19 protein-coding genes and 1 tRNA gene are annotated in these 23,136 nt (G+C 60.6%); 10 read left to right on the top strand and 10 right to left on the bottom strand.

Annotated elements, in window-relative coordinates; translation table 11 throughout:
* Positions 1 to 70 precede the first annotated feature (70 nt).
* Positions 71 to 1,555, bottom strand: a complete 1,485-nt coding sequence (locus tag ROE7235_RS09120) for a DEAD/DEAH box helicase (protein ID WP_121094846.1) — start codon at positions 1,553 to 1,555, stop codon at positions 71 to 73.
* A gap of 244 nt (positions 1,556 to 1,799) precedes the next feature.
* On the opposite strand from ROE7235_RS09120, the gene ROE7235_RS09115 reads away from it, so the two are divergent.
* Positions 1,800 to 1,883: transfer RNA gene (locus ROE7235_RS09115), tRNA-Leu, on the top strand.
* Between the two features lie 134 nt (positions 1,884 to 2,017).
* Here ROE7235_RS09115 and ROE7235_RS09110 read toward each other — a convergent pair.
* From ROE7235_RS09110 to bcp, 4 genes are all read right to left on the bottom strand, one after another.
* Positions 2,018 to 2,620, bottom strand: a complete 603-nt coding sequence (locus ROE7235_RS09110; RefSeq protein ID WP_121094844.1) for a bactofilin family protein — start codon at positions 2,618 to 2,620, stop codon at positions 2,018 to 2,020.
* A complete protein-coding gene (locus ROE7235_RS09105; protein ID WP_183073439.1) occupies positions 2,610 to 3,953 on the bottom strand; it encodes a DUF5930 domain-containing protein in 1,344 nt (447 codons plus the stop codon). Before ROE7235_RS09105 ends, ROE7235_RS09110 begins: the two co-directional genes overlap by 11 nt.
* Before the next feature lie 245 nt (positions 3,954 to 4,198).
* Complete coding sequence (locus ROE7235_RS09100) at positions 4,199 to 5,014, bottom strand: ferritin-like domain-containing protein (protein ID WP_121094840.1); 816 nt, start codon at positions 5,012 to 5,014, stop codon at positions 4,199 to 4,201.
* The gene (bcp, locus tag ROE7235_RS09095) at positions 5,011 to 5,472 is read right to left on the bottom strand and encodes a thioredoxin-dependent thiol peroxidase (protein ID WP_121094837.1); all 462 of its coding nucleotides are present in this window, start codon (positions 5,470 to 5,472) and stop codon (positions 5,011 to 5,013) included. The genes ROE7235_RS09100 and bcp overlap by 4 nt, the downstream gene beginning before the upstream one ends.
* A gap of 92 nt (positions 5,473 to 5,564) precedes the next feature.
* Here bcp and queA point away from each other — a divergent pair, with 92 nt between their 5' ends.
* From queA to lpdA, 4 genes are all read left to right on the top strand, one after another.
* On the top strand, positions 5,565 to 6,635 hold the full coding sequence (queA, locus tag ROE7235_RS09090; RefSeq protein WP_121094835.1) for a tRNA preQ1(34) S-adenosylmethionine ribosyltransferase-isomerase QueA: 1,071 nt from the start codon (positions 5,565 to 5,567) through the stop codon (positions 6,633 to 6,635).
* A gap of 58 nt (positions 6,636 to 6,693) precedes the next feature.
* Positions 6,694 to 7,962: an MFS transporter gene (locus tag ROE7235_RS09085; RefSeq protein WP_121094834.1), complete on the top strand. Its 1,269-nt coding sequence runs from the start codon at positions 6,694 to 6,696 to the stop codon at positions 7,960 to 7,962.
* A gap of 101 nt (positions 7,963 to 8,063) precedes the next feature.
* A complete protein-coding gene (locus ROE7235_RS09080) occupies positions 8,064 to 8,642 on the top strand; it encodes a DUF924 family protein (protein ID WP_121094832.1) in 579 nt (192 codons plus the stop codon).
* A 127-nt stretch (positions 8,643 to 8,769) separates the two neighbouring features.
* On the top strand, positions 8,770 to 10,164 hold the full coding sequence (gene lpdA, locus ROE7235_RS09075) for a dihydrolipoyl dehydrogenase (protein ID WP_121094830.1): 1,395 nt from the start codon (positions 8,770 to 8,772) through the stop codon (positions 10,162 to 10,164).
* 93 nt (positions 10,165 to 10,257) lie between these two features.
* Here the strand turns inward: lpdA and ROE7235_RS09070 are convergent, their stop codons facing one another.
* Positions 10,258 to 10,617: a rhodanese-like domain-containing protein gene (locus tag ROE7235_RS09070; RefSeq protein WP_121094925.1), complete on the bottom strand. Its 360-nt coding sequence runs from the start codon at positions 10,615 to 10,617 to the stop codon at positions 10,258 to 10,260.
* A 218-nt stretch (positions 10,618 to 10,835) separates the two neighbouring features.
* Here ROE7235_RS09070 and uvrA point away from each other — a divergent pair, with 218 nt between their 5' ends.
* Together uvrA and ROE7235_RS19870 are read left to right on the top strand one after the other, a co-directional pair.
* The gene (gene uvrA / locus ROE7235_RS09065; RefSeq protein ID WP_121094924.1) at positions 10,836 to 13,688 is read left to right on the top strand and encodes an excinuclease ABC subunit UvrA; all 2,853 of its coding nucleotides are present in this window, start codon (positions 10,836 to 10,838) and stop codon (positions 13,686 to 13,688) included.
* Between the two features lie 126 nt (positions 13,689 to 13,814).
* Positions 13,815 to 14,501 carry a hypothetical protein gene (locus ROE7235_RS19870; RefSeq protein ID WP_147434190.1) on the top strand — a complete coding sequence of 229 codons (687 nt, stop codon included), beginning with the start codon at positions 13,815 to 13,817 and terminating at the stop codon, positions 14,499 to 14,501.
* Positions 14,502 to 14,572: 71 nt separating this feature from the next.
* On the opposite strand, the gene ROE7235_RS09060 is transcribed toward ROE7235_RS19870, so the two are convergent.
* Positions 14,573 to 15,133, bottom strand: coding sequence for an LOG family protein (locus ROE7235_RS09060; RefSeq protein ID WP_121094828.1), 561 nt, complete (start codon positions 15,131 to 15,133; stop codon positions 14,573 to 14,575).
* Between the two features lie 104 nt (positions 15,134 to 15,237).
* Here ROE7235_RS09060 and ROE7235_RS09055 point away from each other — a divergent pair, with 104 nt between their 5' ends.
* The 3 genes from ROE7235_RS09055 (at position 15,238) to ROE7235_RS09045 (ending at position 19,706) form a co-directional block, all read left to right on the top strand.
* A complete protein-coding gene (locus tag ROE7235_RS09055) occupies positions 15,238 to 16,464 on the top strand; it encodes a LysM peptidoglycan-binding domain-containing protein (protein WP_121094826.1) in 1,227 nt (408 codons plus the stop codon).
* Between the two features lie 64 nt (positions 16,465 to 16,528).
* Entirely contained in the window at positions 16,529 to 18,379 is a 1,851-nt protein-coding gene (locus tag ROE7235_RS09050; RefSeq protein WP_183073437.1) for an ABCB family ABC transporter ATP-binding protein/permease, read from the top strand.
* Between the two features lie 151 nt (positions 18,380 to 18,530).
* Positions 18,531 to 19,706 (top strand): BaiN/RdsA family NAD(P)/FAD-dependent oxidoreductase, encoded by a 1,176-nt coding sequence (locus ROE7235_RS09045; RefSeq protein WP_121094824.1) that lies wholly within the window; start codon positions 18,531 to 18,533, stop codon positions 19,704 to 19,706.
* 16 nt (positions 19,707 to 19,722) lie between these two features.
* Here ROE7235_RS09045 and ROE7235_RS09040 read toward each other — a convergent pair whose 3' ends face one another.
* From ROE7235_RS09040 to mepK, 3 genes are all read right to left on the bottom strand, one after another.
* Positions 19,723 to 21,501, bottom strand: a complete 1,779-nt coding sequence (locus ROE7235_RS09040; RefSeq protein ID WP_121094822.1) for a KpsE/RkpR family capsule polysaccharide export protein — start codon at positions 21,499 to 21,501, stop codon at positions 19,723 to 19,725.
* On the bottom strand, positions 21,485 to 22,138 hold the full coding sequence (locus ROE7235_RS09035; RefSeq protein WP_121094820.1) for an ABC transporter ATP-binding protein: 654 nt from the start codon (positions 22,136 to 22,138) through the stop codon (positions 21,485 to 21,487). The genes ROE7235_RS09040 and ROE7235_RS09035 overlap by 17 nt, the downstream gene beginning before the upstream one ends.
* Before the next feature lie 196 nt (positions 22,139 to 22,334).
* On the bottom strand, positions 22,335 to 22,904 hold the full coding sequence (gene mepK / locus ROE7235_RS09030) for a peptidoglycan L,D-endopeptidase MepK (RefSeq protein WP_121094920.1): 570 nt from the start codon (positions 22,902 to 22,904) through the stop codon (positions 22,335 to 22,337).
* Positions 22,905 to 23,136: the final 232 nt, after the last annotated feature.

Here is a 23,136-nt window from a genome sequence, read left to right as displayed (position 1 = left end):
AGACCCGGCCAGCAAAAAGCCGCGCAAAGGTTAATCCCTCTGCGCGGCTTTTTTGCGTCTGGCGTATCGCTTACGCGGTGCGGAATTCGCGCAGCAAAAAGTCGGGGACATGGTCGCCCATGCCGACGGGGCCGTCGTTGCGGTTGCGATTGTCGCGGCGGTCGCCGTCGCGCCGGTTGGCGTCGCGGTCGCGCCCACGACCGCGGGCTGGACGCTCTTGCTGCGGGGCAGCGGGCGTCGCGACCTCTGCGGCAACTTCTGGCGCGGCTTCTGTTGTCGCGGCGGCGGCGGGCACGTCTGCCTTGGTCTCTGCGTTGTCATTGGCAGGCTTGCGCGCGCGGCGGGTGCGCTTGGGCTTTTCTGCGGTGTCCTCTGCCACTTCGGGCGGGCGGGACGACCCTTGGCCCATATCGGGGGCGGTGCCGCGTGGCAGCGGCTTTTGCAGCAGCGCCTCGATCCCGTCCAGATATTTCTGATCGGCGGGCACCATCAACGAAATCGCCTTGCCTGACCGCCCTGCGCGGCCCGTCCGGCCAATGCGGTGGACGTAATCCTCTGGGTGCGACGGCAGGTCAAAATTGAACACATGGCTGACGGACGGCACATCAAGGCCGCGCGCCGCAACATCCGATGCAATCAGAAGCCGCAATTCGCCGTTCCGGAACCTTTCCAGCGTGCGCGTGCGCACCGACTGGTCCAGATCGCCATGGATCGGGGCCGCGTCCAGCTTATGCTTGATAAGCGACTTGGACAGCACATCCACATCGACCTTGCGGTTGCAAAAGATGATCGCGTTTTCCAGCTTGTCGCCTTCATCCGAGATGATCTTGCGCAACGCTTCGCGCTTGGCTTTGGCGGCCGCATCGCGGCGCGTCGCCTGCAATTCAATCAGTTCCTGCGCGATGGTTTCCGACGCGGTCGCCTGACGTGCGATTTCGACGCGCGCGGGATTCGCAAGAAACATGTTGGTAATGCGTTCGATTTCCGGCGCCATGGTCGCGGAATAAAAGAACGTCTGACGGGTGAATGGCGTCAGGTTGAAGATACGCTCGATATCGGGGATGAACCCCATATCCAGCATCCGGTCGGCTTCGTCCACGACCATCACCTCGACCCCGGTCAGCAGCAGTTTGCCGCGCTCGAAATGGTCCAGCAGGCGACCGGGGGTTGCGATCAGCACATCGACGCCACGGTCGATCAGCTTGTCCTGTTCGCCAAAGGCGACGCCACCGATCAGCAAGGCTTTGGTCAGGCGGGTGTATTTGGCGTAAGTGTCAAAGTTTTCAGCAACTTGAGCCGCCAATTCGCGCGTTGGGGCCAGCACCAGGCTGCGCGGCATCCGCGCGCGTGCGCGACCGCGGCCAAGGCGGGTAATCATCGGCAGGGTAAACGACGCGGTCTTGCCGGTGCCGGTCTGGGCAATCCCCAACACGTCACGGCCTTCCAGCGCGTGTGGAATAGCCTCTGCCTGAATGGGGGTAGGGGCGGTATAGCCGGCTTCAGCAACGGCTTTGAGGACCTTGGGGTCCAGCTTCAGGTCGGAAAAAAGGGTCATTGGCGTCCATCTGATACGGCATCGGGCCGTTATCTGTTTTGGGACGCCCAGATCTTCGCGCCCCGCTCACATCCGCGCCGGAACCGGCCAGATTGGCAGGACATAGCGTAAATCAAGGGCTTGGTCAATCTTGCGAGGGCGTCGACGCAATCCGGCACGGTTCTGTGCGAAAAACTGCCGGACGACCATATTCCCCCTGTTGCAGGTGCCGGAAAAGCAAGCTAATGCATGCGCAGCCGACCGTGCGGGTGTGGCGGAATGGTAGACGCAGAGGATTCAAAATCCTCCGCCGCAAGGCGTGGGAGTTCGAGTCTCCCCACCCGCACCAAGGTCTTTCTCGGACATCATTCGTGTTACGCAGGTAAACCGCAAGGTGTTATCCTGACGTGATCAGTGCGCCGCCACGCAAAAAGCCGCGCCCATTCGGTGCGCGGCTTTTTCATGCTTTTGCAAGGATTGCTCTTAGGTGTTGGCGCTTTTGCGCTGGTCCGTGGCTTTCTTCACCGCTTCGGACGTTTCCGACTTTGGAGCCGGAGCCGGGGCAGAAGCCTGCGTTGCGGCGGCAGGCTTGGGCTGCTCAGTGTTCTGGCCACGGTTGGTCTGCAACGGGTCATCCTGACGCTGAACGGACCCTTCGAAATGGGCGCCCGATTCGATGGCGATGGTTTTGTGAATGATGTCGCCCTCGACCTGCGCAGAAGAGGTCAGGCGCACTTTCAAACCCCGAACGCGCCCGATGACGCGCCCATTGATGACGATGTCATCGGCAACGATCTCGCCTCGGATGGTGGCGGTTTCGCCCACGGTCAGCAGATGAGCGCGGATGTCGCCATCGACGATCCCCTCGACCACGACATCGCCGGTGGTTTTGATGTTTCCGGTAATCGTCAGGTCAGCGGCCAGAACAGACGCAGCGGGCTTGCCCTTGGTGGATTGCGCCGGTGCGCTGTCAGAGCTTGACTGCCGCATGAACGACGGTGTCGGTTCCGGTGCTGCGGGTGCCGACGGCGTGGTTTTGGCATCAGCCTTTGGGCCGGGTTCGTTGATACGGCTCTTAGAAAACATTTTGTCCAGCCCTTATATAGGTGATCGGGTTTACTGGCCGACCGTTTACACGCACTTCATAGTGCAAGTGAACCCCGGTCGACGCGCCTGTCGTGCCCATACCACCAATCTTTTGTCCGCGCGAGACCCTTTGTCCCTCGCGCACATTGATAGAGTTCAAATGCGCGTAATAGGTTTCCAGCCCGAATTCGTGCTTGATGACGACGATATTGCCGTATCCGCGCTGGCGTTCCGCTGTAGTTACGATTCCATCGGCAGCCGACAGAATGGATGTCCCGCGCGAGGCTGCCCAGTCCAGACCGTTATGCATCTTGCTGCGACCGGTCAGCGGGTGGCGGCGCATTCCAAAGCCAGAGGTCTGGCGCACAGAGGCTGAAACGGGTCTGGCGATCGGCAGACGGTCCAGCCCTTCGCGGTAGGCTTGAACATCGGCCAGTTTGCCCAAAACGCGATTGGCGCGCGAAATATCGGGGCTGGCGGCCATAGCGCCAGAGGTGGATACGGAGATCGGGCGCAAAGACGCGGTTTGCGATTGCGCACCCTGACGCACAAGCCGGCGTATCTGGTCAGGAGAGACATTGGCAGATTGGAAAACCCGTTCCAACGGCCCCATCACGGAATCAAGCGCCTCTTCAAGCTGCGTGAATATGACGTGGTTGCGGTCCTTCAACAGCTCGTTTTCCATGGCCAGCATCTGCGCCTGATTGCTGGTCTGTTCGGCGTTAAGAGATTGTTCGTGCAGATCCGCACCAACACCGTCCATCGCCACCAACAAATAGTCCAGCATATCCTGCACGTCGCGCCCGCGATCCGCAGCGGTGCGCGCTGTGCCGGTTTCGGCCTCTAGCGTGCGGCGTGCCTCTGCGAGTTGGGTGCGCGCCGCGTCGCGCTCACGCACCACGCGGGCGACAGTCTGCTGCACCGTGTCGATGCCTGCTTCCAGTTCAAGGCGGCGCTGCTCGGAGGCAAGGAGTTCCAACTGCATGTCGGAAATACGGCCCATCGCCTCGCCAAACCGAACCTGAGCGGTTTCTGCCGATTGCGCGTGGCGGTCGCGTTCCTGCGCCATCTGGTTCAGGCGTTGCTCATAAGTGGCCTGCTCACGCTGCGCCTGTTCCCGCAGCGTCCCCGACCCGATGCTGTCCATCAGCAGGATTGAGGTCGCCAGAACGCCCCAGGCAAAGAAGGTCGCCACTGCGCCGATGCCCATAAGCTGGGTGAAGGGTCGCAGGCGGACAAACCGGGTTGTGTTGTCAGAGCGCAGAAACAAGCGCTGTTCCGGCAAGCGCCGTTCTAGCCGCTGGTTCAGTTTTACGAGCTGTCGTCTAAACATTGCCATCCCGTTCTGGGTCATTTTTCAGCCGGGGTCTGCATGTAAAACACTCGAAAACGCATGAAAACCGGAAAACGCCCCGTTAATTTTGCTGTAATGGGGGGGTAGGCCTGCTGCAATGTCTTAATGAGGTGTTGCGCGCCCCATGCGGGTCAGAGGCCAAAAATCAGCGAGTTTCCGCCGATTTTACGTCAAGTTCGGTCATGAAGCGCTTGAAGATAAAGCACATCAGCATGTTTTAAGCGTTATCCCGCTGGTTCAGTCAACGGCCAGTAGAAATCCGGGGGCAACCCGGCTTGAGCGCGTTTCTCTTCGTTGAAAGGGGGGCGCAAGGGTCCGTGGAAGTAGCGGCGCACAAGGTCAAGAAACACGGGTTGCGGGTCCAGCCCCTGCCGCCCGCACAGGAAGTTGAACCACTTGGAGCCATAGGCCACATGACCCACTTCCTCGGCATAGATGGTCTTGAGTGCGTCGACCGCTTCGCGGTCCTTTGCCCGTTCGAAAATTTCGATCAGGCCGGGCGTGACATCCAGCCCGCGCGCTTCCAACACCATCGGAACCACGGCCAGACGGCCCAGAATGTCGTTTACCGTCTCTTCAGCCGCCCGCCACATGCCCGAATGGGCCGGCAACGCTCCGTAATGGCTGCCCAATCGCTCCAGACAGCCGCAGACCAGGTTGAAATGCTTGGATTCCTCATCCGCCGCCTTCACCCAGTCGTCATAGAATCCGGTCGGCATATCATGGCCCGGAAAGCGCGCGATCATGTCCCAATGCAAATCGACCGCGTTCAACTCGATATGTGCAATCGCGTGTAGCAGCGCGATGCGACCCTCGGGCGTGCCCGGACGGCGGCGCGGCACGTCACGCGGGTCCAGCAGTTCCGGACGGTCGGGGCGGGCCGGGCGCAGGGGCGGTGTTGCCGTGCCCAAGGGCAGCGCCTGTCCTGCTTTGCGCGCGGCAAACCATGCCCGCGCATGGGCATGGCTCAGTGCGGTTTTTGCGCGCCCGTCGGCGGTGCCCAGCACCTCTACCGCCATGTCGCCCAGCGTTTGGGTCATGCGCCGCGCACCGCGTCCAGCACTTCGGCGGCGTGGCCTTTGGCTTTGACCTTGCGCCAGATCTGCGCGACGCGGCCTTCGGCGTCGATCAGAAATGTTGCCCGTTCGATCCCCATGCTTTTCTTGCCATACATGTTCTTTTCAACCCATGTGCCGTAGCGCTCGCAGACATCGCTTTCAGCGTCCGACACCAGCATCACGCCCAGATCGTGCTTGGCGACGAATTTGTCATGCTTGGCGACCGTGTCCTTCGACACGCCGATGACCTTGGCGCCCGCGGCTTCGAATTTGGCGGCCAGCGCGGTGAACTCGGTCGCTTCGGTTGTGCAGCCGGGGGTGTCGTCGCGCGGGTAGAAATACAGGACAACCTTGGCGGGTTTCAGCGCCGAAAGTGTCACGGTTTCGCCGCCATCGCGGGGCAGGGTGAAGTCGGGAGCAAGATCGCCGGTGGACAGCATGGTGGGCCTCTTTATCAAGGTTGCGTTGTCCCTGTTGTAGCGGGGTGATGGGCAAGTTAAAGCCCCTGACGACAAAACCCCAGAGGCGCGCGATGAAACTGTCGGATTTCGATTTTGAATTGCCAGAGGCGTTGATTGCCACCCGTCCCGCACGCCCGCGCAGCGCGGCGCGGCTGCTTGTCGCGCAGGGCGATGCAATGGCCGACCGTCATGTGCGCGATCTGCCCGACATGCTGCGCGCGGGTGACCTGCTGGTGCTGAACACAACCAAGGTGATCCCCGCGCGCCTGTCCGGTCGGCGCCACCGCGATAGCGCGCAGGGACCAGTGGTCGCGAAGGTCGAGATTACGCTGACCGAACCGCAGCCCGATGGCACATGGCGCGCGCTGGCCAAACCCTTGCGCAAGCTGGCCGATGGGGAAGAGGTGGTCTTCGCCGCAGGGCTTGCGGCCAAGGTGGTCGAGCGTGGCGCCGAGGATGTGCGGCTGCGCTTCAACCTTGACGGGCCGGAGTTTGACGCCGCACTTGACCAAGCCGGGCAGATGCCGCTGCCGCCCTATATCGAATCGCGCCGCCGCGCCGATGCGCAGGACCGCGACGACTACCAGACCGTGTTCGCGCGCGACGCGGGTGCAGTGGCCGCGCCCACGGCATCGCTGCATTTCGACGACGATCTACTGGCGGCATTGCGGGCGCGCGGTGTGGAATTTGCCGAGGTCACGCTGCATGTCGGCGCGGGCACGTTCCTACCGGTCAAGACCGATGATGTCTCTGCCCACAAGATGCATGCCGAATGGGGACAAGTCACCCAGACCGCTGCGTCGCAGATCGCCCGTGCCCGTGCCGAAGGGCGGCGCGTGATTCCGGTAGGCACAACCGCGCTGCGCGTGCTGGAAACCGCGGCCACCGGCCCCGGCCAGATCGCGCCATGGGCGGGGATGACCGATATATTCATCACGCCGGGGTTCGAATTCCAGATCGCGACCGGGCTGATGACAAATTTCCACCTGCCCAAATCGACTTTGATGATGCTGGTCGCCGCCAAGATGGGGCAAGACCGGATCAAGCGGATTTATGCCCATGCGATTGCGCAGGGGTATCGTTTCTTCTCATACGGTGATTCCTCGCTGTTATTGCCCGAAGAAGTGTCGCAAACGGCGTGATAGACTGGCACGCGCCCGGCTAGTGCATGGCGCGAAACTTCATTCAGAAAGCGACCCGATGATAAAGGTATTTGCAGGCTCTTGGGCGCTGCTTTTGGGCATCATGCTCTTGATGGTCGGCAACGGTGTGCAGGGCACCTTGCTGGGTATTCGCGGCGACATCGAAGGCTTTACCACCGGGCAGATGTCGATTGTCATGTCGGGCTATTTCGCGGGCTTTCTGATCGGGTCGCGTATCGCACCAGAGATGATCCGCAGGGTCGGCCATGTGCGGGTGTTTGCCGCGCTCGGCTCTTTGATCTCTGCGGTTTTGGTGCTGTATGCCGCCATCCCCGAATGGGTGGTCTGGGCGCTGTTGCGCGTGTTGATCGGGTTTTGCTTTTCGGGTGTCTATGTCACAGCGGAAAGCTGGCTGAACAACGCCACCAGCAACGAAACCCGTGGCCAGACCCTGTCGCTCTATATGATCGTCCAGATGGTTGGCATCATTACCGCGCAGGCGTTGATCAACTTTGCAGACCCTGCCGGGTTCATGCTGTTTGTCATCCCCTCGGTTCTGGTGTCATTGGCCTTTGCGCCGATCCTTTTATCGATCAGCCCCGCGCCACCCTTTGACACTACGAAATCGCTCTCCATCCGCGCGCTGTATGACGTGTCACCTTTGGGCGTGGTGGGCATTTTCCTGATGGGCGGCGTGTTTTCCGCGCTGTTCGGGATGACCGCCGTTTGGGGCACCCAAGTGGGTCTGAGCGTGTTGGAAATATCCATTTTCACCGCGGCCATCTATTTCGGCGGGCTGGTGTTTCAGGTGCCGATAGGGTGGCTGTCCGACCGCGTGGACCGACGCAAACTGGTTGTTGTGGTTGCCGTGCTGGGGTCCGGTGCGGCGGCGTTGCCCGTGCTGATGCCAATGCCCTTTTGGGCGCTGGTTGGTGTGGCGCTGGTGATCGGCGGCATTTCCAACCCTCTCTATGCGTTGCTGCTGGCCTATACCAATGACTATCTGGAGCATGACATGATGGCAGCGGCCTCAGGTGGGCTGTTGTTTGTCAACGGTGTGGGGGCGATAATCGGGCCGTTGATCATTGGGCGCATGATGGGCCTGATCGGGCCGAACGGCTATTTCCTGTTCATCGGCGTCCTGACATTGGCGCTGGCACTCTATGCGACATGGCGCATGACGCGGCGTGCTTCGACCCCGGTCGCCGAGGCAGGACCTTATGCGCCAGTGTCGCCAACAGTCTCGGCGGCGACGGTCGAAGCGGTCTATAACGACCTGACCGAACTGGCGGAGCATGCAGGCGATGACGCGGATGTAACAAAATAAGCGTAAATGCGCCATAATTTGAAATATTGTTACAAGGGCGTTGTCAGCCACAGACAAGCCTGTAACTATGGTTGAACATGAAACAAAATCGGAATTGGGCAATGTCGACAGTTGATGAGGTGATTTCATTCTGGCTGGAAGAGGTCGGGCCAGACCGCTGGTATGTTCAGGATGACGCGCTTGATGCCCAGATCCGTGATAGATATATGGCGCTTTGGGAAAAGGCGCGTGCCGGTCGATTGGGCAATTGGGCGTCGTGTCCGCGAGGCTGCCTTGCCTATCTGATCGTGACAGACCAGTTCCCGCGCAACATGTTCCGCAACGATCCGCGCGCGTTCGCGACCGATGCTCTGGCGCGCACAGTCGCTGCCCGCGCCTGCCATTTGCGCTTTGATGGCCAGATCGAGGAACCGGCACGACAGTTTTTCTACATGCCGCTCATGCACTCAGAAAGCCAGATGGATCAGGACCGCGCGGTGCGCATGTTCTTGTTGCGCATGCCGAAAACCGGGCCGTCCAACCTGCTGCACGCCCGCGCGCACCGCGCTGTCATTCGCGAATTCGGGCGCTTCCCCTACCGCAACGATGCGCTGGGCCGAGAGACAACGCCTGCCGAGCAATCGTTCTTGGTGGCCGGCGGCTACGGTGTCGCTGTCAAACGACTGCAAGAAGCCGCCTGACCCGGCCCGGCGCTGGCTAGCCATGCGCCCCAAGCATGGCGGGGTTTCTGCCTATGCGTTGCGGCAGCGCAAAATTTAGTTTAATGCCAAACTAATTTCGCATTGCGCTTCAGGAGGAGACATTCGCATGGCGGCCAAAACGTTTGACGTTGTTGTAATCGGGGCAGGCCCCGGCGGGTATGTCGCGGCCATTCGTGCCGCTCAGCTTGGCAAATCGGTCGCAGTTGTCGAACGTGAGCATCTTGGCGGCATCTGCCTGAACTGGGGCTGCATTCCGACCAAAGCCATGCTGCGCTCTGCCGAAGTGTTCCACCTGATGCACCGCGCCAAGGAGTTCGGCCTGAGCGCGGACAAGATCAGCTATGATCTGGATGCTGTGGTCAAACGCTCGCGCGGGGTCGCGGGTCAGCTGACAAGTGGCGTTGGCCACCTGCTGAAGAAAAACAAGGTCACGGTCATCATGGGTGCCGCCAAATTGGCGGGCAAGGGGCGTGTGTCGGTCACGACCGACAAGGGCGATGAGGAGCTGCAGGCGAAGAACATCATCCTTGCCACTGGTGCGCGCGCCCGCGAATTGCCGGGACTTGAAGCCGATGGCGATCTGGTCTGGACTTATAAACACGCGCTGACGCCGAAGCGGATGCCGAAAAAGCTGCTGGTCATCGGGTCCGGCGCGATCGGGATCGAATTTGCCAGCTTCTTCAATACACTCGGCGCGGATGTGACCGTGGTCGAAGTGCAGGACCGCATTCTGCCGGTGGAAGATGCCGAGATCAGCGCCTTTGCCAAAAAGCAATTCACCAAGCAAGGCATGACGATCATGGAAAAAGCCATGGTCAAGAAGCTGGATCGCAAAGCCCCCAAAGTGACTGCGCATATAGAGCGCGGCGGCAAGGTCGAACAGCACGAATTCGACACGGTGATATCCGCCGTTGGGATTGTAGCCAATACCGAAGGGGTCGGGCTGGAAGAAGCGGGCGCAAAGATCGACCGTTCTTTCGTTGTGACGGATGAATATTGCCGCACCGGGGTCGAAGGGCTTTTTGTGATCGGCGATGCAACCAACGGTCCTTGGCTGGCGCATAAGGCCAGCCATGAAGGTGTGATGGTGGCCGAGTTGATCGCAGGGGGGCACCCGCACGCGGTGGACCCTGACAGCATTGCTGGCTGCACCTATTGCCACCCGCAGATCGCCAGCGTCGGGCTGACCGAAGCACAGGCAAAAGAGAAAGGCATGGACATCAAGGTCGGCCGCTTCCCGTTCATGGGCAACGGAAAGGCGATTGCACTGGGCGAACCGGAAGGCATGATCAAGACGGTGTTCGACGCGAAAACCGGCGAGCTGTTGGGCGCGCATATGGTTGGCGCGGAAGTTACCGAGTTGATCCAAGGCTACGTCGTGGGTCGCCAGTTGGAAACCACGGAAGAGGACCTGATGGCGACGGTCTTCCCGCACCCGACGCTGTCAGAGATGATGCACGAGTCGGTTCTGGACGCGTATGGCCGCGCGATCCATTTCTGAAAGCTGACCAAGCGGAGCGGCCTTGCGGCCGCAAGTCTATGTCCAAAGCCCGCGACTGCGTCGCGGGCTTTGCGGTTGGTGCTTGTTGAAAGGTCAGCGAACCACCGCGCCGCCCGAGAGTTGCCAATCTTGCAGCGTGCCAAGATTGTAGACCTCTGCAAACCCATTGGCGCGCAAGATATCCGCCGCACGCCCCGACCGTGCGCCCGACGCGCAGTAGAGCGCGACCGCTTTGCCGGTATCGAGGTTGCGGTTGAAATGGCCGCTATTCGGGTCGGTTTGCGCGCCGATCTGGCCAAGCGGTATGTGCAACGCGCCCCTGGCCTTGCCTGACTGGCGCAATTCGCCCGTTTCGCGCACGTCGATCACGGTGAGTGTACCGGCCTTGGCACGGGCAACCGCTTCTGACGGGTCGATCCGCGCGGGGTGGGTTTTGGTGAGGAATCCGAACATGTGTGCGGCCTTTCTGAACATCATTGTGCGTAGATTGGTGCTTGGGGGGCCGTTTGCAAGAAATAAATTCACTTTAATGAATGTATATTCTGTCTATCGCAGGTCTCGTGTGAAATTTGTGGCGTTGCATCCAAATGTTTACCATTTGTTCACAGAATTCGATTGGAGACTCGGTCCCGTCCCGCTATCTTGCCGGATGAAGCGCGAGAGGGATGGCCATGGCCGAGCAGAAATACATCGAGGTGCGCGGCGCGCGCGAGCATAATCTGAAGAATATCGACGTGGACCTGCCGCGCGACCAGCTTGTGGTCATTACCGGGCTGTCAGGGTCAGGCAAGTCGTCGCTGGCGTTTGACACGATCTATGCCGAAGGGCAGCGCCGTTATGTCGAAAGCCTGTCGGCCTACGCGCGCCAGTTCCTCGACATGATGCAAAAGCCGGACACGGACCATATTTCGGGCCTGTCACCCGCGATTTCCATCGAGCAGAAGACCACGAGCAAGAACCCACGCTCCACCGTCGGCACGGTCACGGAAATTTACGATTACATGCGCCTGCTGTTCGCGCGTGCGGGCACGCCCTATAGCCCGGCCACCGGACTGCCGATCGAGGCGCAACAAGTTCAGGACATGGTCGACCGCGTTATGGGCCTGGAGGAAGGGACGCGCGCCTATCTGCTTGCTCCCATCGTGCGCGACCGCAAGGGCGAATACCGCAAGGAATTTCTGGAGTTGCGCAAGCAGGGGTTTCAGCGGGTGAAGGTGGACGGGCAATTCTACGAATTGGACGAGCCGCCCACGTTGGACAAGAAATTCCGCCACGACATCGACGTGGTGGTGGACCGGATCGTGGTGCGCGAGGGGATCGAGACGCGGCTGGCAGATTCGTTCCGCACGGCATTGGACCTCGCCGATGGCATTGCCGTGCTGGAGGAAGCGAAAGAAGACGGCGAACGCCTGACGTTCTCTGAGAAATTCGCCTGTCCGGTCAGCGGCTTCACCATCTCGGAAATTGAGCCGCGCCTGTTCTCCTTCAACGCGCCCACGGGGGCCTGCACCGAATGTGACGGGTTGGGGGTAGAACTGTTCTTTGACGAACGCCTTGTCGTGCCCGACCACGCGCTGAAACTGTATGACGGGGCAATTGCCCCATGGCGCAAGGGCAAGTCGCCCTATTTCCTGCAAACTATTCAATCGCTTGCCGCGCAATACGAATTCGACGCAAAAACCCTATGGAAAGACCTGCCTGCGCATGTGAAGCAGGTCTTGCTTTACGGTTCGAACGGTGAGGAGCTGCCCTTTCGATACGACGAGGGCGGGCGCGTCTATAACGTCACCCGCGCGTTCGAGGGCGTCATTCCCAATATGGAACGCCGCTACCGCGAAACCGACAGCGCTTGGGTGCGCGAGGATTTCGAGCAATACCAGAACAACCGTGCGTGTGGTGCGTGCGGTGGCCACCGGCTGCGGCCCGAAGCCTTGGCGGTCAAAATCGGCGGCTTGCATATCGGGCAGGTCACCGAAATGGCGATTAAGGACGCGCTCGATTGGGTGCAGACCGTGCCCGACGCGCTGACCAAGCAAAAGAACGAGATCGCGCGCGCGATCCTGAAGGAAATCCGTGAACGCTTGGGCTTTCTGGTCAATGTGGGGCTGGATTACCTGACGCTGGGGCGGCACGCGGGCACACTTTCGGGCGGCGAAAGCCAGCGCATCCGCTTGGCCAGCCAGATCGGCAGCGGGTTGACAGGGGTGCTGTATGTGCTGGACGAGCCGAGCATTGGCCTGCACCAGCGCGACAATGACCGACTGCTGGTGACGCTGCGCAACCTGCGCGACCAAGGCAACACGGTGATCGTGGTCGAGCATGACGAGGAAGCCATCCGCACCGCCGATTTCGTTCTGGATATCGGCCCCGGTGCGGGGGTACATGGCGGCCAGATCGTGGCGCAGGGTTCGCCCGCGCAGATCATGGCCGACCCGGCCAGCGTGACCGGCCAATACCTGACCGGCACACGAGAGGTGCCGGTGCCGAAAACCCGCCGCAAGGGCAATGGCAAGAAGCTGAAGGTCGTGAAAGCCAGCGGCAACAACCTGCAAGATGTGTCGGTGGATTTTCCTCTAGGAAAATTCGTCTGCGTGACCGGCGTGTCGGGGGGCGGCAAATCCACGCTGACGATCGAGACGTTATTCAAGACCGCGTCCATGCGGCTGAACGGCGCGCGCCAGACGCCCGCGCCCTGCGAGACGATCAAGGGGCTCGAGCAGTTGGACAAGGTCATCGACATTGACCAGCGGCCCATCGGGCGCACACCTCGGTCCAATCCCGCGACCTATACGGGCGCGTTCGGCCCGATCCGCGACTGGTTCGCGGGCCTGCCGGAATCGCGCACGCGCGGCTACAAGCCCGGTCGTTTCAGCTTTAACGTGAAGGGCGGGCGGTGCGAGGCGTGCCAAGGCGACGGTGTGCTGAAGATCGAGATGAACTTCCTACCCGATGTTTATGTCGAGTGCGAGACCTGCAAGGGCAAACGCTACAACCGCGAAACGCTGGAAGTGCTGTTCAAGGGCAAATCCATCGCCGATGTGCTGGATATGACCGTGGAAGAAGCGCAGGGCTTCTTCGAGGCCGTGCCGTCGATCCGCGAGAAGATGGATGCGTTGATGCGCGTCGGCTTGGGCTATATCAAAGTAGGTCAGCAAGCGACGACCCTGTCGGGCGGCGAGGCGCAGCGTGTGAAGCTGTCGAAGGAACTGGCGCGGCGTTCGACCGGGCGGACCTTGTATATCTTGGATGAGCCGACCACGGGCCTGCATTTCGAGGATGTGCGCAAGCTATTGGAAGTGCTGCACGAACTGGTCGATCAGGGCAACACGGTGGTGGTGATCGAACACAATCTGGACGTGGTTAAAACCGCCGATTGGATTATCGACATCGGCCCCGAGGGCGGTGATGGTGGTGGGCAGCTTGTCGCCACCGGCACGCCGGAGGCTGTGGCCAAGGTCGAGGCAAGCCATACCGGCCGCTATCTGGCACCGCTGTTGAAGCCGAAACGGGTGGCGGCGGAGTAGACCTTGACCCGGGACAAGCATAAATGCCACTGCGATTAGCGTTGCTCACTTCAAAAAAAACCAAGGCCAATGAAATCAAAATGAAACATGATCAATTCGGAATTGACCTGAGGCTCAAGAAATTCCATGGATAGTTTCTATGAATGGCGGCGGCTAACCTTCAAGCAATGGATAAAAAGAAGTCTGACGCTTGGCAGATGGTTTTTAAGGGGCTGGAGCGGGTGGCTTGTTTTTTTATCTCTACTAGTAGTTGGATTGGGACCGGTATATCTTTTTTGGACTGATCCAATATCTCGCGATCATATTGTAATTTACGGAGTAGTAATTCAAATTGCAGGATTTTGCCTTACGATCATTGGTGTGAATTCCAATCTTAAGCATTTTGGATTATTGTCTATCCCATCAAGGCTTTATGGATATTTTATTGCTATGCCTTTGCTACCATTCGATAGAGTGAGAGTGGTCTCTGTCCATGCTCATGCGAAGGTTTCTGCCACATTGGTGGGTCAAATTGGAAACGCCAATAGTAGACAACTTTCAACATCTGAGCGTATTGTTCGTTTGGAGAGTGATATTTTAGATATTCGCAAAACATTGAACGATATTTCAGGACAACAAGCTTCAGGTTTTGCTAGAATTGATCAGAAAATTGATGATCTTGGGAAGGCATCAATCACGGAAGTTGAGAAGTTGCGTTCGGATGTAAGTGATCTGTTCGATAGTAGTGTTGCACTAGAAGTCTGTGGGATTGGTCTTTTTATTGTAGGTGTTTTTTACTCAACACTTCCTTGGGTTTTAGATTACTTCTTGTGATAACCTTTCTTAAGATTTAGTAGGAGCGTTGTTGGGCGGGCGGGCTTCGCCCTTGTTCCGCGCCGCAAAAGTCAGTCGGCCAACGCCGCGTCCAACCCCTTCACAACCTCGTCCACGCTGTCGCACAGGGTAAAGAACCCGCGCAAGCTGGGGTCGGCAAAACCTTGCGCGATTATATTGTCGATCAGCGCGGCCAAAGGCGTCCAATAGCCGCCGGTGTTAAGTATGAAAATGGGCCGCGCGTGCAAGCCCAGTTGCCGCCATGTCAGCACTTCGAAAAACTCGTCCAGCGACCCTGCACCGCCGGGCAGCACAACCACCGCGTCGGAATTGCTGAACATGACCTTTTTGCGCTCGTGCATCGTTTCGGTCACGACCAGCGTGCGCAGATCTCGCTTTGCGACCTCGCCTTGCATCAGGTGGGTGGGGATCACCCCGAAAGTGTCGCCGCCCGCCGCCATGCAGGCGCGTGCAACTTCGCCCATCAGCCCGACATCGCCTGCGCCATAAACCAATCGCCACTGCTTTTGGGCGATCTTGCCGCCAAAAGCCTTTGCATCAGCCACAAAGGCCGGATCATTTCCGGCCCGTGCGCCACAAAATACACAAATAGATGGGGTCGGGCTTGACATGGTGTATAGACCTTGTAGCGAAATGATTGGCAGCAGGTAACTGGGTTGTTAGCTTTGTGCAAGTTGCGGATGGGCTGTGAGTTGCGCGCCGCTGGGGGTTTGCCATGTTGAAATACGTGCCGAAGGACGTTCTGGCGCAATGGGCGGTCGGGTCCGTGGCCGTCGCCGGCGCGGCCAGCGTGGCCTATATGGTCGTGTTCCCGGAGCAGGACGCGCCGCAACTGCCCCCACCGAGCGTCCAGATGATTGCCCCTGACATCGTCAGCGCGCCCGCGCCCGAGATTGCGTCGGATGTGCAGGTCGCGGCCTTGGACGTGATGAACGACGCGGCGCCGCAATTCGACATTGTCCGTGTCACCGACCTTGGGAATGTGTTGGTGGCGGGCAAGGCCCCCGCGCGCGTTCAGGTTGCCGCGCTGATCGACGAGTTGCAAGTGTCGCAAACCGTCAGTTCCGGCGCGGGCGAGTTCGTGATGATGTTCGATGTCGAACCCAGCCGAACGCCGCGTGTGCTGGAACTGGAGGTGCGCTTGCCCGAAGGCGGACGTATCCGGTCTGCCGATACGTTGATGTTGGCGCCAAGCAGCTCTGATCTGGCGGCGAGTGCCGGGGATGCCCCGCGCGGGATCGCGCGTGAAGTGGCGACCGAACCGCTCTTTGGTGCACCCGACGCGCCTGCACGCCCAAGCCTGCCTGCAGAGGCCGATAGCGCGGCACCGCGCTCGGTGGGACCGCCTGACTTGCCCGATGCCGTGGCCCGCGCGCAGGAACCCGAAGCGGATGGCACGCCCTTGGCGGTGCTGTTGCGCGCGGATGGCTCGGTTCAGGTGCTGGGCGAAGCTCCGCGCCTGCCGCAAGCGGGCGGCGCCCAGACCAGCGTGGTAATCGATTCCGTGGTGTATGACCGCGACGGCGAAGTGGTCATGGGCGGGCGCAGCGGGCGCGGGCTGGCCGATATCCAGATCTATCTCGACAACCAGCCAATCATCCGAACCCGCGCCGATGTCGACGGCGCGTGGCAAGCCCAGTTGGCGGGCATTGAACGCGGAGTCTATCGCTTGCGTGTGGACGAGTTGGATGCCGCAGCCCAAGTCACCTCGCGCGCGGAAATCCCGTTCGAGCGGGTCACGCCGGAACTGGCGCGCGACGCCGACGGCCCTAGGGCGCTGATCGTGCAGCCCGGCAACACGCTTTGGGACATGTCAGAGCAGAAATACGGCGACGGGCGGCGCTTCATGCGCATTTTTGACGCCAACCGCGATCAGATCCGTGATCCCGACCTGATCTATCCGGGGCAGGTTTTTGTCGTGCCGGACCGCGCCACGCAATAGCGCGGCTCTGGCCATTGGCAGGGCAAAGGCCTAGATAGCGGGCAAGCAAGCTTGAAAGCCCGCCATGACCTCGCAAGACACCACGGCCCCGAAGGCCGATACGATCCCCGGACCCGCCTCGGAGGAAGCCGCGCGCGAGCGCGCGAGCGGCTTGCGCACCATCCGCCGGGTGGTGCCATATTTGTGGCCCGACGGGCAGGACTGGGTCAAATACCGTGTCGTCGCTGCCTTGGCTATGCTGGTGCTGGCCAAGATCGTCGCGGTTGGCACACCGTTTTTTTACAAAACAGCGGTCGATGCGCTGGGCGGCGAAGGCACCGGCTGGCTGCTAGGCATTGGCGCGATCGGGCTGACGGTAGCCTACGGGGTCGCGCGGCTGATGGAAATCGGCTTTCAGGAATTGCGCAACGTGCTGTTCACCCGCGTTGGCCAGCGGGCGCTGCGCCAACTGGCGCTTGAAACCTTCGAGCATATCCACCGTCTGAGCCTGCGCTACCACATCACGCGCAAGACCGGCGGTCTGAGCAGGATCATCGAACGCGGCGTCAAAGGTGTGGATTTCCTGCTGCGCTTCATGCTGTTCTCGATCTTTCCGCTAATCCTGCAACTGCTCATGATCATGGCGATTTTCGTCTGGCAATTCGACCTGCGCTACTTGGTGGTCGTCGCTGTGACCATCGCGCTCTATGTCTGGTTCACGTTCAAAGTGACCGAATGGCGTGTCAAGCAGCGGCGCGAGATGAACGAGCAGGACACCGACGCCAACCAGAAGGCCATCGACAGCCTGCTGAATTTCGAAACCGTCAAGTATTTCAACGCCGAAGCGATGGAAGCGCGGCGCTACGATTCCGCGATGCAACATTACGAGCGCGCCGCCGTTGCGACAAACTATTCGCTGGCCTTTCTGAATTTCGGACAGGCGATGCTGATCACCACCGGCTTGGTGCTGGTCATGGTGCTGGCCGCGCTGGGGGTGCAATCGGGCGATCTGACCGTCGGTGATTTCGTCATGGTCAACGCCTACATGATCCAGATTACCCTGCCGCTGAACTTTCTGGGCACGGTGTACCGCGAAATCCGTCAGGCGCTTGTCGATATGGGGGATATGTTCGATCTGCTCGATCAACCGACCGATGTTGCCGACGCGCGCGATGCAAAACCCCTTGCCGTGAAAGGGGCCGAGGTTGTGCTGGACGATGTCCATTTCGGGTATGACCCAGCAAGGCCCATTCTGCACGGTGTCAGCCTGACTGTGCCGCCGGGGCAAAGCGTTGCGATTGTCGGGCCGTCCGGGTCCGGCAAATCAACCATCGGACGGCTGTTGTTCCGCTTTTACGATGTAACAGGCGGGGCGTTGCGCATTGACGGGCAAGACCTGCGCGATGTGACCCAATCCAGCCTGCACGCCGCCATCGGCGTCGTGCCGCAAGACACGGTGCTGTTCAACGATACCATCGCCTATAACATCGCCTATGGGCGCGAAGGGGCGACCCGCGCAGAGGTGGAGGCCGCTGCCAAGGCCGCGCGCATTGACGACTTTATCCTGTCGCTGCCCGAAGGCTATGACACAGCCGTGGGCGAGCGCGGGCTGAAACTGTCGGGCGGCGAAAAGCAGCGCGTGGGCATTGCCCGCACGCTCTTGAAAGACCCGCCGATCCTGCTGCTGGACGAGGCGACAAGCGCGCTGGATACGCAAACCGAGCAGGATATTCAGGAAAGCCTGCGCCGCGCGGGGCAGGGGCGCACGGTGCTGATGATCGCGCACCGGCTGTCCACCGTGGTCGAGGCCGACCGGATCGTGGTGCTGGAGGCCGGGCGCATTGTCGAAGAGGGCACGCATGACGCCTTGCTTGCGCAAGGCGGGCGCTACGCCGCAATGTGGGCGCGCCAGAGCGCCGAAGCCGGCGCGGAGTGATATTCCATGCGGGGGAAACGCGCCGCCACCGGCCCCCGCCAGGGCGGGAGCACGCTGACGGCGCGTGCCCGTGACCGGGCGGTGCTTTGCCCTACGGTTAGCGCGAGATGGTCTGTGACGGGGTCATGGATATTTTTGCAAGGATGAAACCATGAGCCAGTTCGATGTGATCATCTTGGGCGCCGGGGCGGCGGGCATGTTCTGCGCCATCGAGGCAGCACAGCGCGGGCGGCGGGTGGCGCTTCTGGATCATGCAAAGGCACCGGGCGAGAAAATCCGCATCTCTGGTGGGGGGCGGTGCAATTTCACCAATCTGCATATCGCACCCGAGCGGTTTCTGTCAGACAATCCGCGCTTCGCCTTGTCGGCGCTCAAGCGGTACACGCAGTGGGATTTCATTGACAGGGTGTCGCGCGCCGGGATCGCGTGGCACGAGAAAACGTTGGGACAGTTATTCTGCGACGACTCTGCACGCGAGATCATTGCCATGTTGCGGGCCGACATGGAGGCCGCGGGCGTGCGGCTTGTCTTGGGCACGGAGATTGGCGCCGTCACGCGGCGCGGTGACTTTCATGTAGAAAGCAGCGCAGGCGGTTTCGAGGCACCGCGTCTGGTCGTTGCGACGGGCGGCAAATCCATCCCGAAAATGGGCGCGACCGGGCTTGCCTACACGCTGGCGCGGCAATTCGGATTGGGACTGGTCGAGACGCGACCGGGGCTGGTGCCCCTGACGTTTTCGGGTGAGTTGCTGGATGTCACGCGCCCGCTTGCGGGGCTTTCGGTGCCCGCGCAGGTTGCCCATGACAAGACCACGTTCGAAGAGGGGTTGCTGTTTACTCATCGCGGATTGTCCGGCCCGTCGATATTGCAGATTTCCAGCTACTGGCGCGAAGGCGCGGAGATTGCTGTCGATCTGGCACCGGGGGCTGCGATCCCCGAAGCGCTTGGCGTGCAAAAGGCGCAGGCCGGACGGGTCGAGGTGCAGACTGCGCTGGCTCGCCACTTGCCGGAGAGATTGGCGCGCGCGGTTGTCGCGCGGGCCGAGGTGTCGGGGCGTCTGGCCGATCTGACAGGCCGCGCGCTGGAGCGGCTGGGGCAGGCGATCCACGACTGGCGGTTGCGCCCCGTTGGCAGTGAAGGTTACCGCACCGCCGAGGTTACGCTGGGGGGCGTGGACACGCGCGATTTGGATGCGCGCAGCATGGAGGCACGGGCGGTGCCCGGGTTGCATTTCATTGGCGAGGCTGTGGATGTGACCGGCTGGCTGGGCGGCTACAATTTTCAATGGGCGTGGTCGTCGGGCTGGGCGGCGGGACAAGCGGTTTAGCCTGCCCCGACGTGTCTTAGCCCGAAACCTGTTCGCGCAGCACAGAGCCGGTCATGGAGGCGAACAGGTAAATGCCTGCAAACAGCAGGAATGCGAGCGAGGAATTGGCCAGTTTGCGCGGGTACACCGCTTCATCCGATGCGATCGGCTCTACGGTCAAGGCCAGATAGCGGACCTGCCGGCTAACCTCCATCCGGGCGGATTCGACCTGTTGCATGGCCTGTGCACGCATCATTTCGCGGGTCTGGACCTCTGCCTCTGCCATGATGAGCTGGCTTTGGATGCTGGCCAGCGATGCGTCGCCGCCCGTGCCTTGGGTCATGGAGTCGCGCAAACTGTCGATCTGGTCTTGCAAGGCCTGCGCACGCCGTTCCAGCGGACGCAGGCGTGCAGGGTTTGGCCGGGCATTGACGCGCATTTCCTGAATGCTCAACTCGGTCTGCGTCAGTTCGGTTTCGAGCGCGACAATTTGCTGCGAAATCAGTTGCACCTCGACCTCGCCCGACAAAACGGATGATTTCTCTTGCAGCGCGACAATATCCTGCCTGGCGGAAATAAGCGCTTCTTGGGCCTCTTCCAGGCTTTGGCGTGCCTCGCGCATCTGGCTGTCGCGCAGGCGCTGGGTCATCATGTCCACATGTTCCTCGGCATAGGTCAGCAGCGCGCGGGCAAAACGCTCGCTGTCTTCGGGGGTGGTGGCAATCACCTCCATGCGGACCACGCCTTCGGTGGGGTCAAAGCTGATGCGCACATGTTTCCCGTATGTGCTGAACGCGTCGTCATTCGACGCATCGGCAGGCAACCGGCGCCAGATATCCAGATCCGGCTGGCTGAAATGCGCTTTGAAGCCCTCTTCCTCGTCCAGACGCAGCATGGCCCCGCGCGATTGCAGAAAGCTCTGGACCGACGCGGCCTCTTGCTGGCCCCCCATGCCCATGCCCGCCGCAGATGGCAGCATGGACCCTATATCACCTGCCATGGATGGCCCGGAATCCGCTTGCTGGATCACAAACTCTGCTTCGGTCGCATACATCGGCGTAGCGATCATGTAAAAGTAATAGGTCGCCAGAAAGGTCGGAAAGGTGACAAAGGCCAGAATGCGCGCGCCCAGCAGCAACAGCCGCTTGCGGCGGCGCTTGACGATCTGGCGCTGCATCTTTTGCAATTCGCGGTCGCGGTCCGCCGCGATCTTGGCCATACGTTCCTGCGCGGTAGAGACTGTTTCCCCGCCGACGGCGGGGCTGGTCTGCGTCGCGGTGGTCAGCGCACGGCTGGTATCTTCGGGTTCGTCACTCCGCACGAGGTCCAGCATGGCGGCGCGCGAAAACGGGTCGATGCCGCGATTGCGCAGCGCCAGAACCGCCTCATAGGCAGACCCCGCGCGAATGCCGTGCTTTTGCGCCACGCGCATGGCCATGCGCAACTGGCGCGCTGTCAGCCCTTCTTGGCGGATGATCTCCAGGTCAGGGTCCGATTGCGCGCCAGTGGTGTCCCGGGCATCGGTTGTGGCCTTCCGGTTGGCGTCTGTGGGCGGCGCAGGGGCGTCTGCACGTGCGCTGTCATCTTCGGCCGGTGCCACACGCGCGCGCTTCTTCAGCACAATGCGCGGCATCTCTGGTGCCGGTTCGCGCGGTGCTTGTGCGGCCTGAGCTGCCGGTTTGACCGGTTCAGCTTTGGATTGCCCCACTTCGGTGCGTTGCGCATCCTGCGTTTTTGGCGCGGCCGGACGTTGCGGCGTGCCGGGATCGCCGGTGCGGCGCAGCCGAAAGCGTTGGGATTTAACCGGCGTAGTCATAAAGCTCTCTCGCCTCTTCCAGCGTATCGAAAAAATATAGCCTGCCATCGCGCAATACGGCAGCGGAATTGCAGAATTTCTGCAAGATATCATGTTGGTGCGACACGATCACCAGCGTCGATTTCTCAAAACGCTCGCGCATGACCGCGCCGGCGCGTTTGTTGAAGGCAACATCGGTCGTGGTCGGCATACCCTCGTCAATCAGATACAGGTCAAAATTCATCGCCAGCATCAGCGCCAGTGACAGCCGCGCGCGCATGCCGCTGCTATAGGTGCCGATGGGCATGTCGAAATATTCGCCAATGTCACACAGCCATCGGCAAAACGCTTCGACATAGTCGGCATCCAGCCCGTAGATGGATGCAATGTAGCGGACATTTTCGGTGCCGCTGTGCTTGCTGACCAGCCCACCCATGAACCCAAGCGGAAAGGATACGCTGCAATTGCGGTGAATGGCCCCATCGTCGGGTCGCTCCAGCCCCGCCATCATGTTGATGACAGTGGTTTTTCCGGAGCCGTTTTTCGCCAGCACGCCAAGGTTCATGCCCTGTTGGATCGAGAAACTCGCCCCTTCAAGGATCACCTTACGCTGCGTGCCAGTCCAGAAGGATTTGCTGACATTGACGAAATCCAGCATTGCGCGTTGTCTCTCCGGGCCCGTTTCATGAAGCGGTCATCCCAGAGGGTTTGGCAGATTTAGTGCCATTGACCTTCGGGACGCCCTACTGTTTCGGTTTTATCAACAGATTGCGGCAAAAATGCGATATGATCCAATCACGAAAGTGCAGGCCACCGCTGTGGCACGACCGCTGTGATTTCGGAATGGTCCGGTTTCAGCGGCCCCAGCTACGCACCGCGCCACAATCCATATGCACGAAGTTGGACCCTGAATAGCGTCCGACGCCCCCGGCTTTGCACGCCGCCGCAGCCTGCGCGATCTGGTTAACGGAGCGCGAGCGCAAGCGCACATCCGCCGCCTCACCCTTCATGTGCAGCGAGTTTCGCGCAACCCCTCTGGAGCGCGCGCGCAGCATGGCGTTGGTTTCGGGAGACCGGTAGCCCGACAGCAACATGTAGGGTTCGTCAACACCAAGCAGCCCATGTGCCGCGGCCAGAATATCCACAGTGCGGGGGTCTATTTTATGCACTTTGTTGTTCCGCCAGTCGCGGAAGAAATGATTGATCTCTGACAGCGATTCGGGAATGTATTTGCCGTCGATGCAGTAAATGATGTTGATCTTCTCACCCGTGCGGCCCGAGTAGAAATTCAGCTTGCGGATATCGCCGGAACCGCGTGCATAGGCTGTAACACCCGGAAAAAACGGCGCGGCGCTGATTGCTGTGGCCGCGAAAGCGCCCAGAAGCGCCCGGCGTGTTGTGGTGGTGCCTGTATCTCTGGTCATGGCATCACTCCTGCTTGTGGGTGCACGCGCCACGGTTACCCGGTTGCGCCCCATCCGTTTTCTTCATGGTCAATCATGGGCTTGCCACAAATGCCCTGTGCAACCAAGACACTTTGCGTCGCGAATCAGTTGGTTCACCCCGAATGGGCAAGATTTCGCCAAACGCGGCTTGGTCAGCGTGCAGCGAGCCCCGATTTCCGTCGAGTATCGGCGCAGTTTCTTAAAAAACACT

Origin of the sequence: Roseinatronobacter ekhonensis (assembly GCF_900499075.1) — a bacterium.
In the GTDB taxonomy this organism is placed as follows: Bacteria; Pseudomonadota; Alphaproteobacteria; order Rhodobacterales; family Rhodobacteraceae; genus Roseinatronobacter; species Roseinatronobacter ekhonensis.
This window is presented reverse-complemented; position numbering and strand designations above follow the sequence as displayed.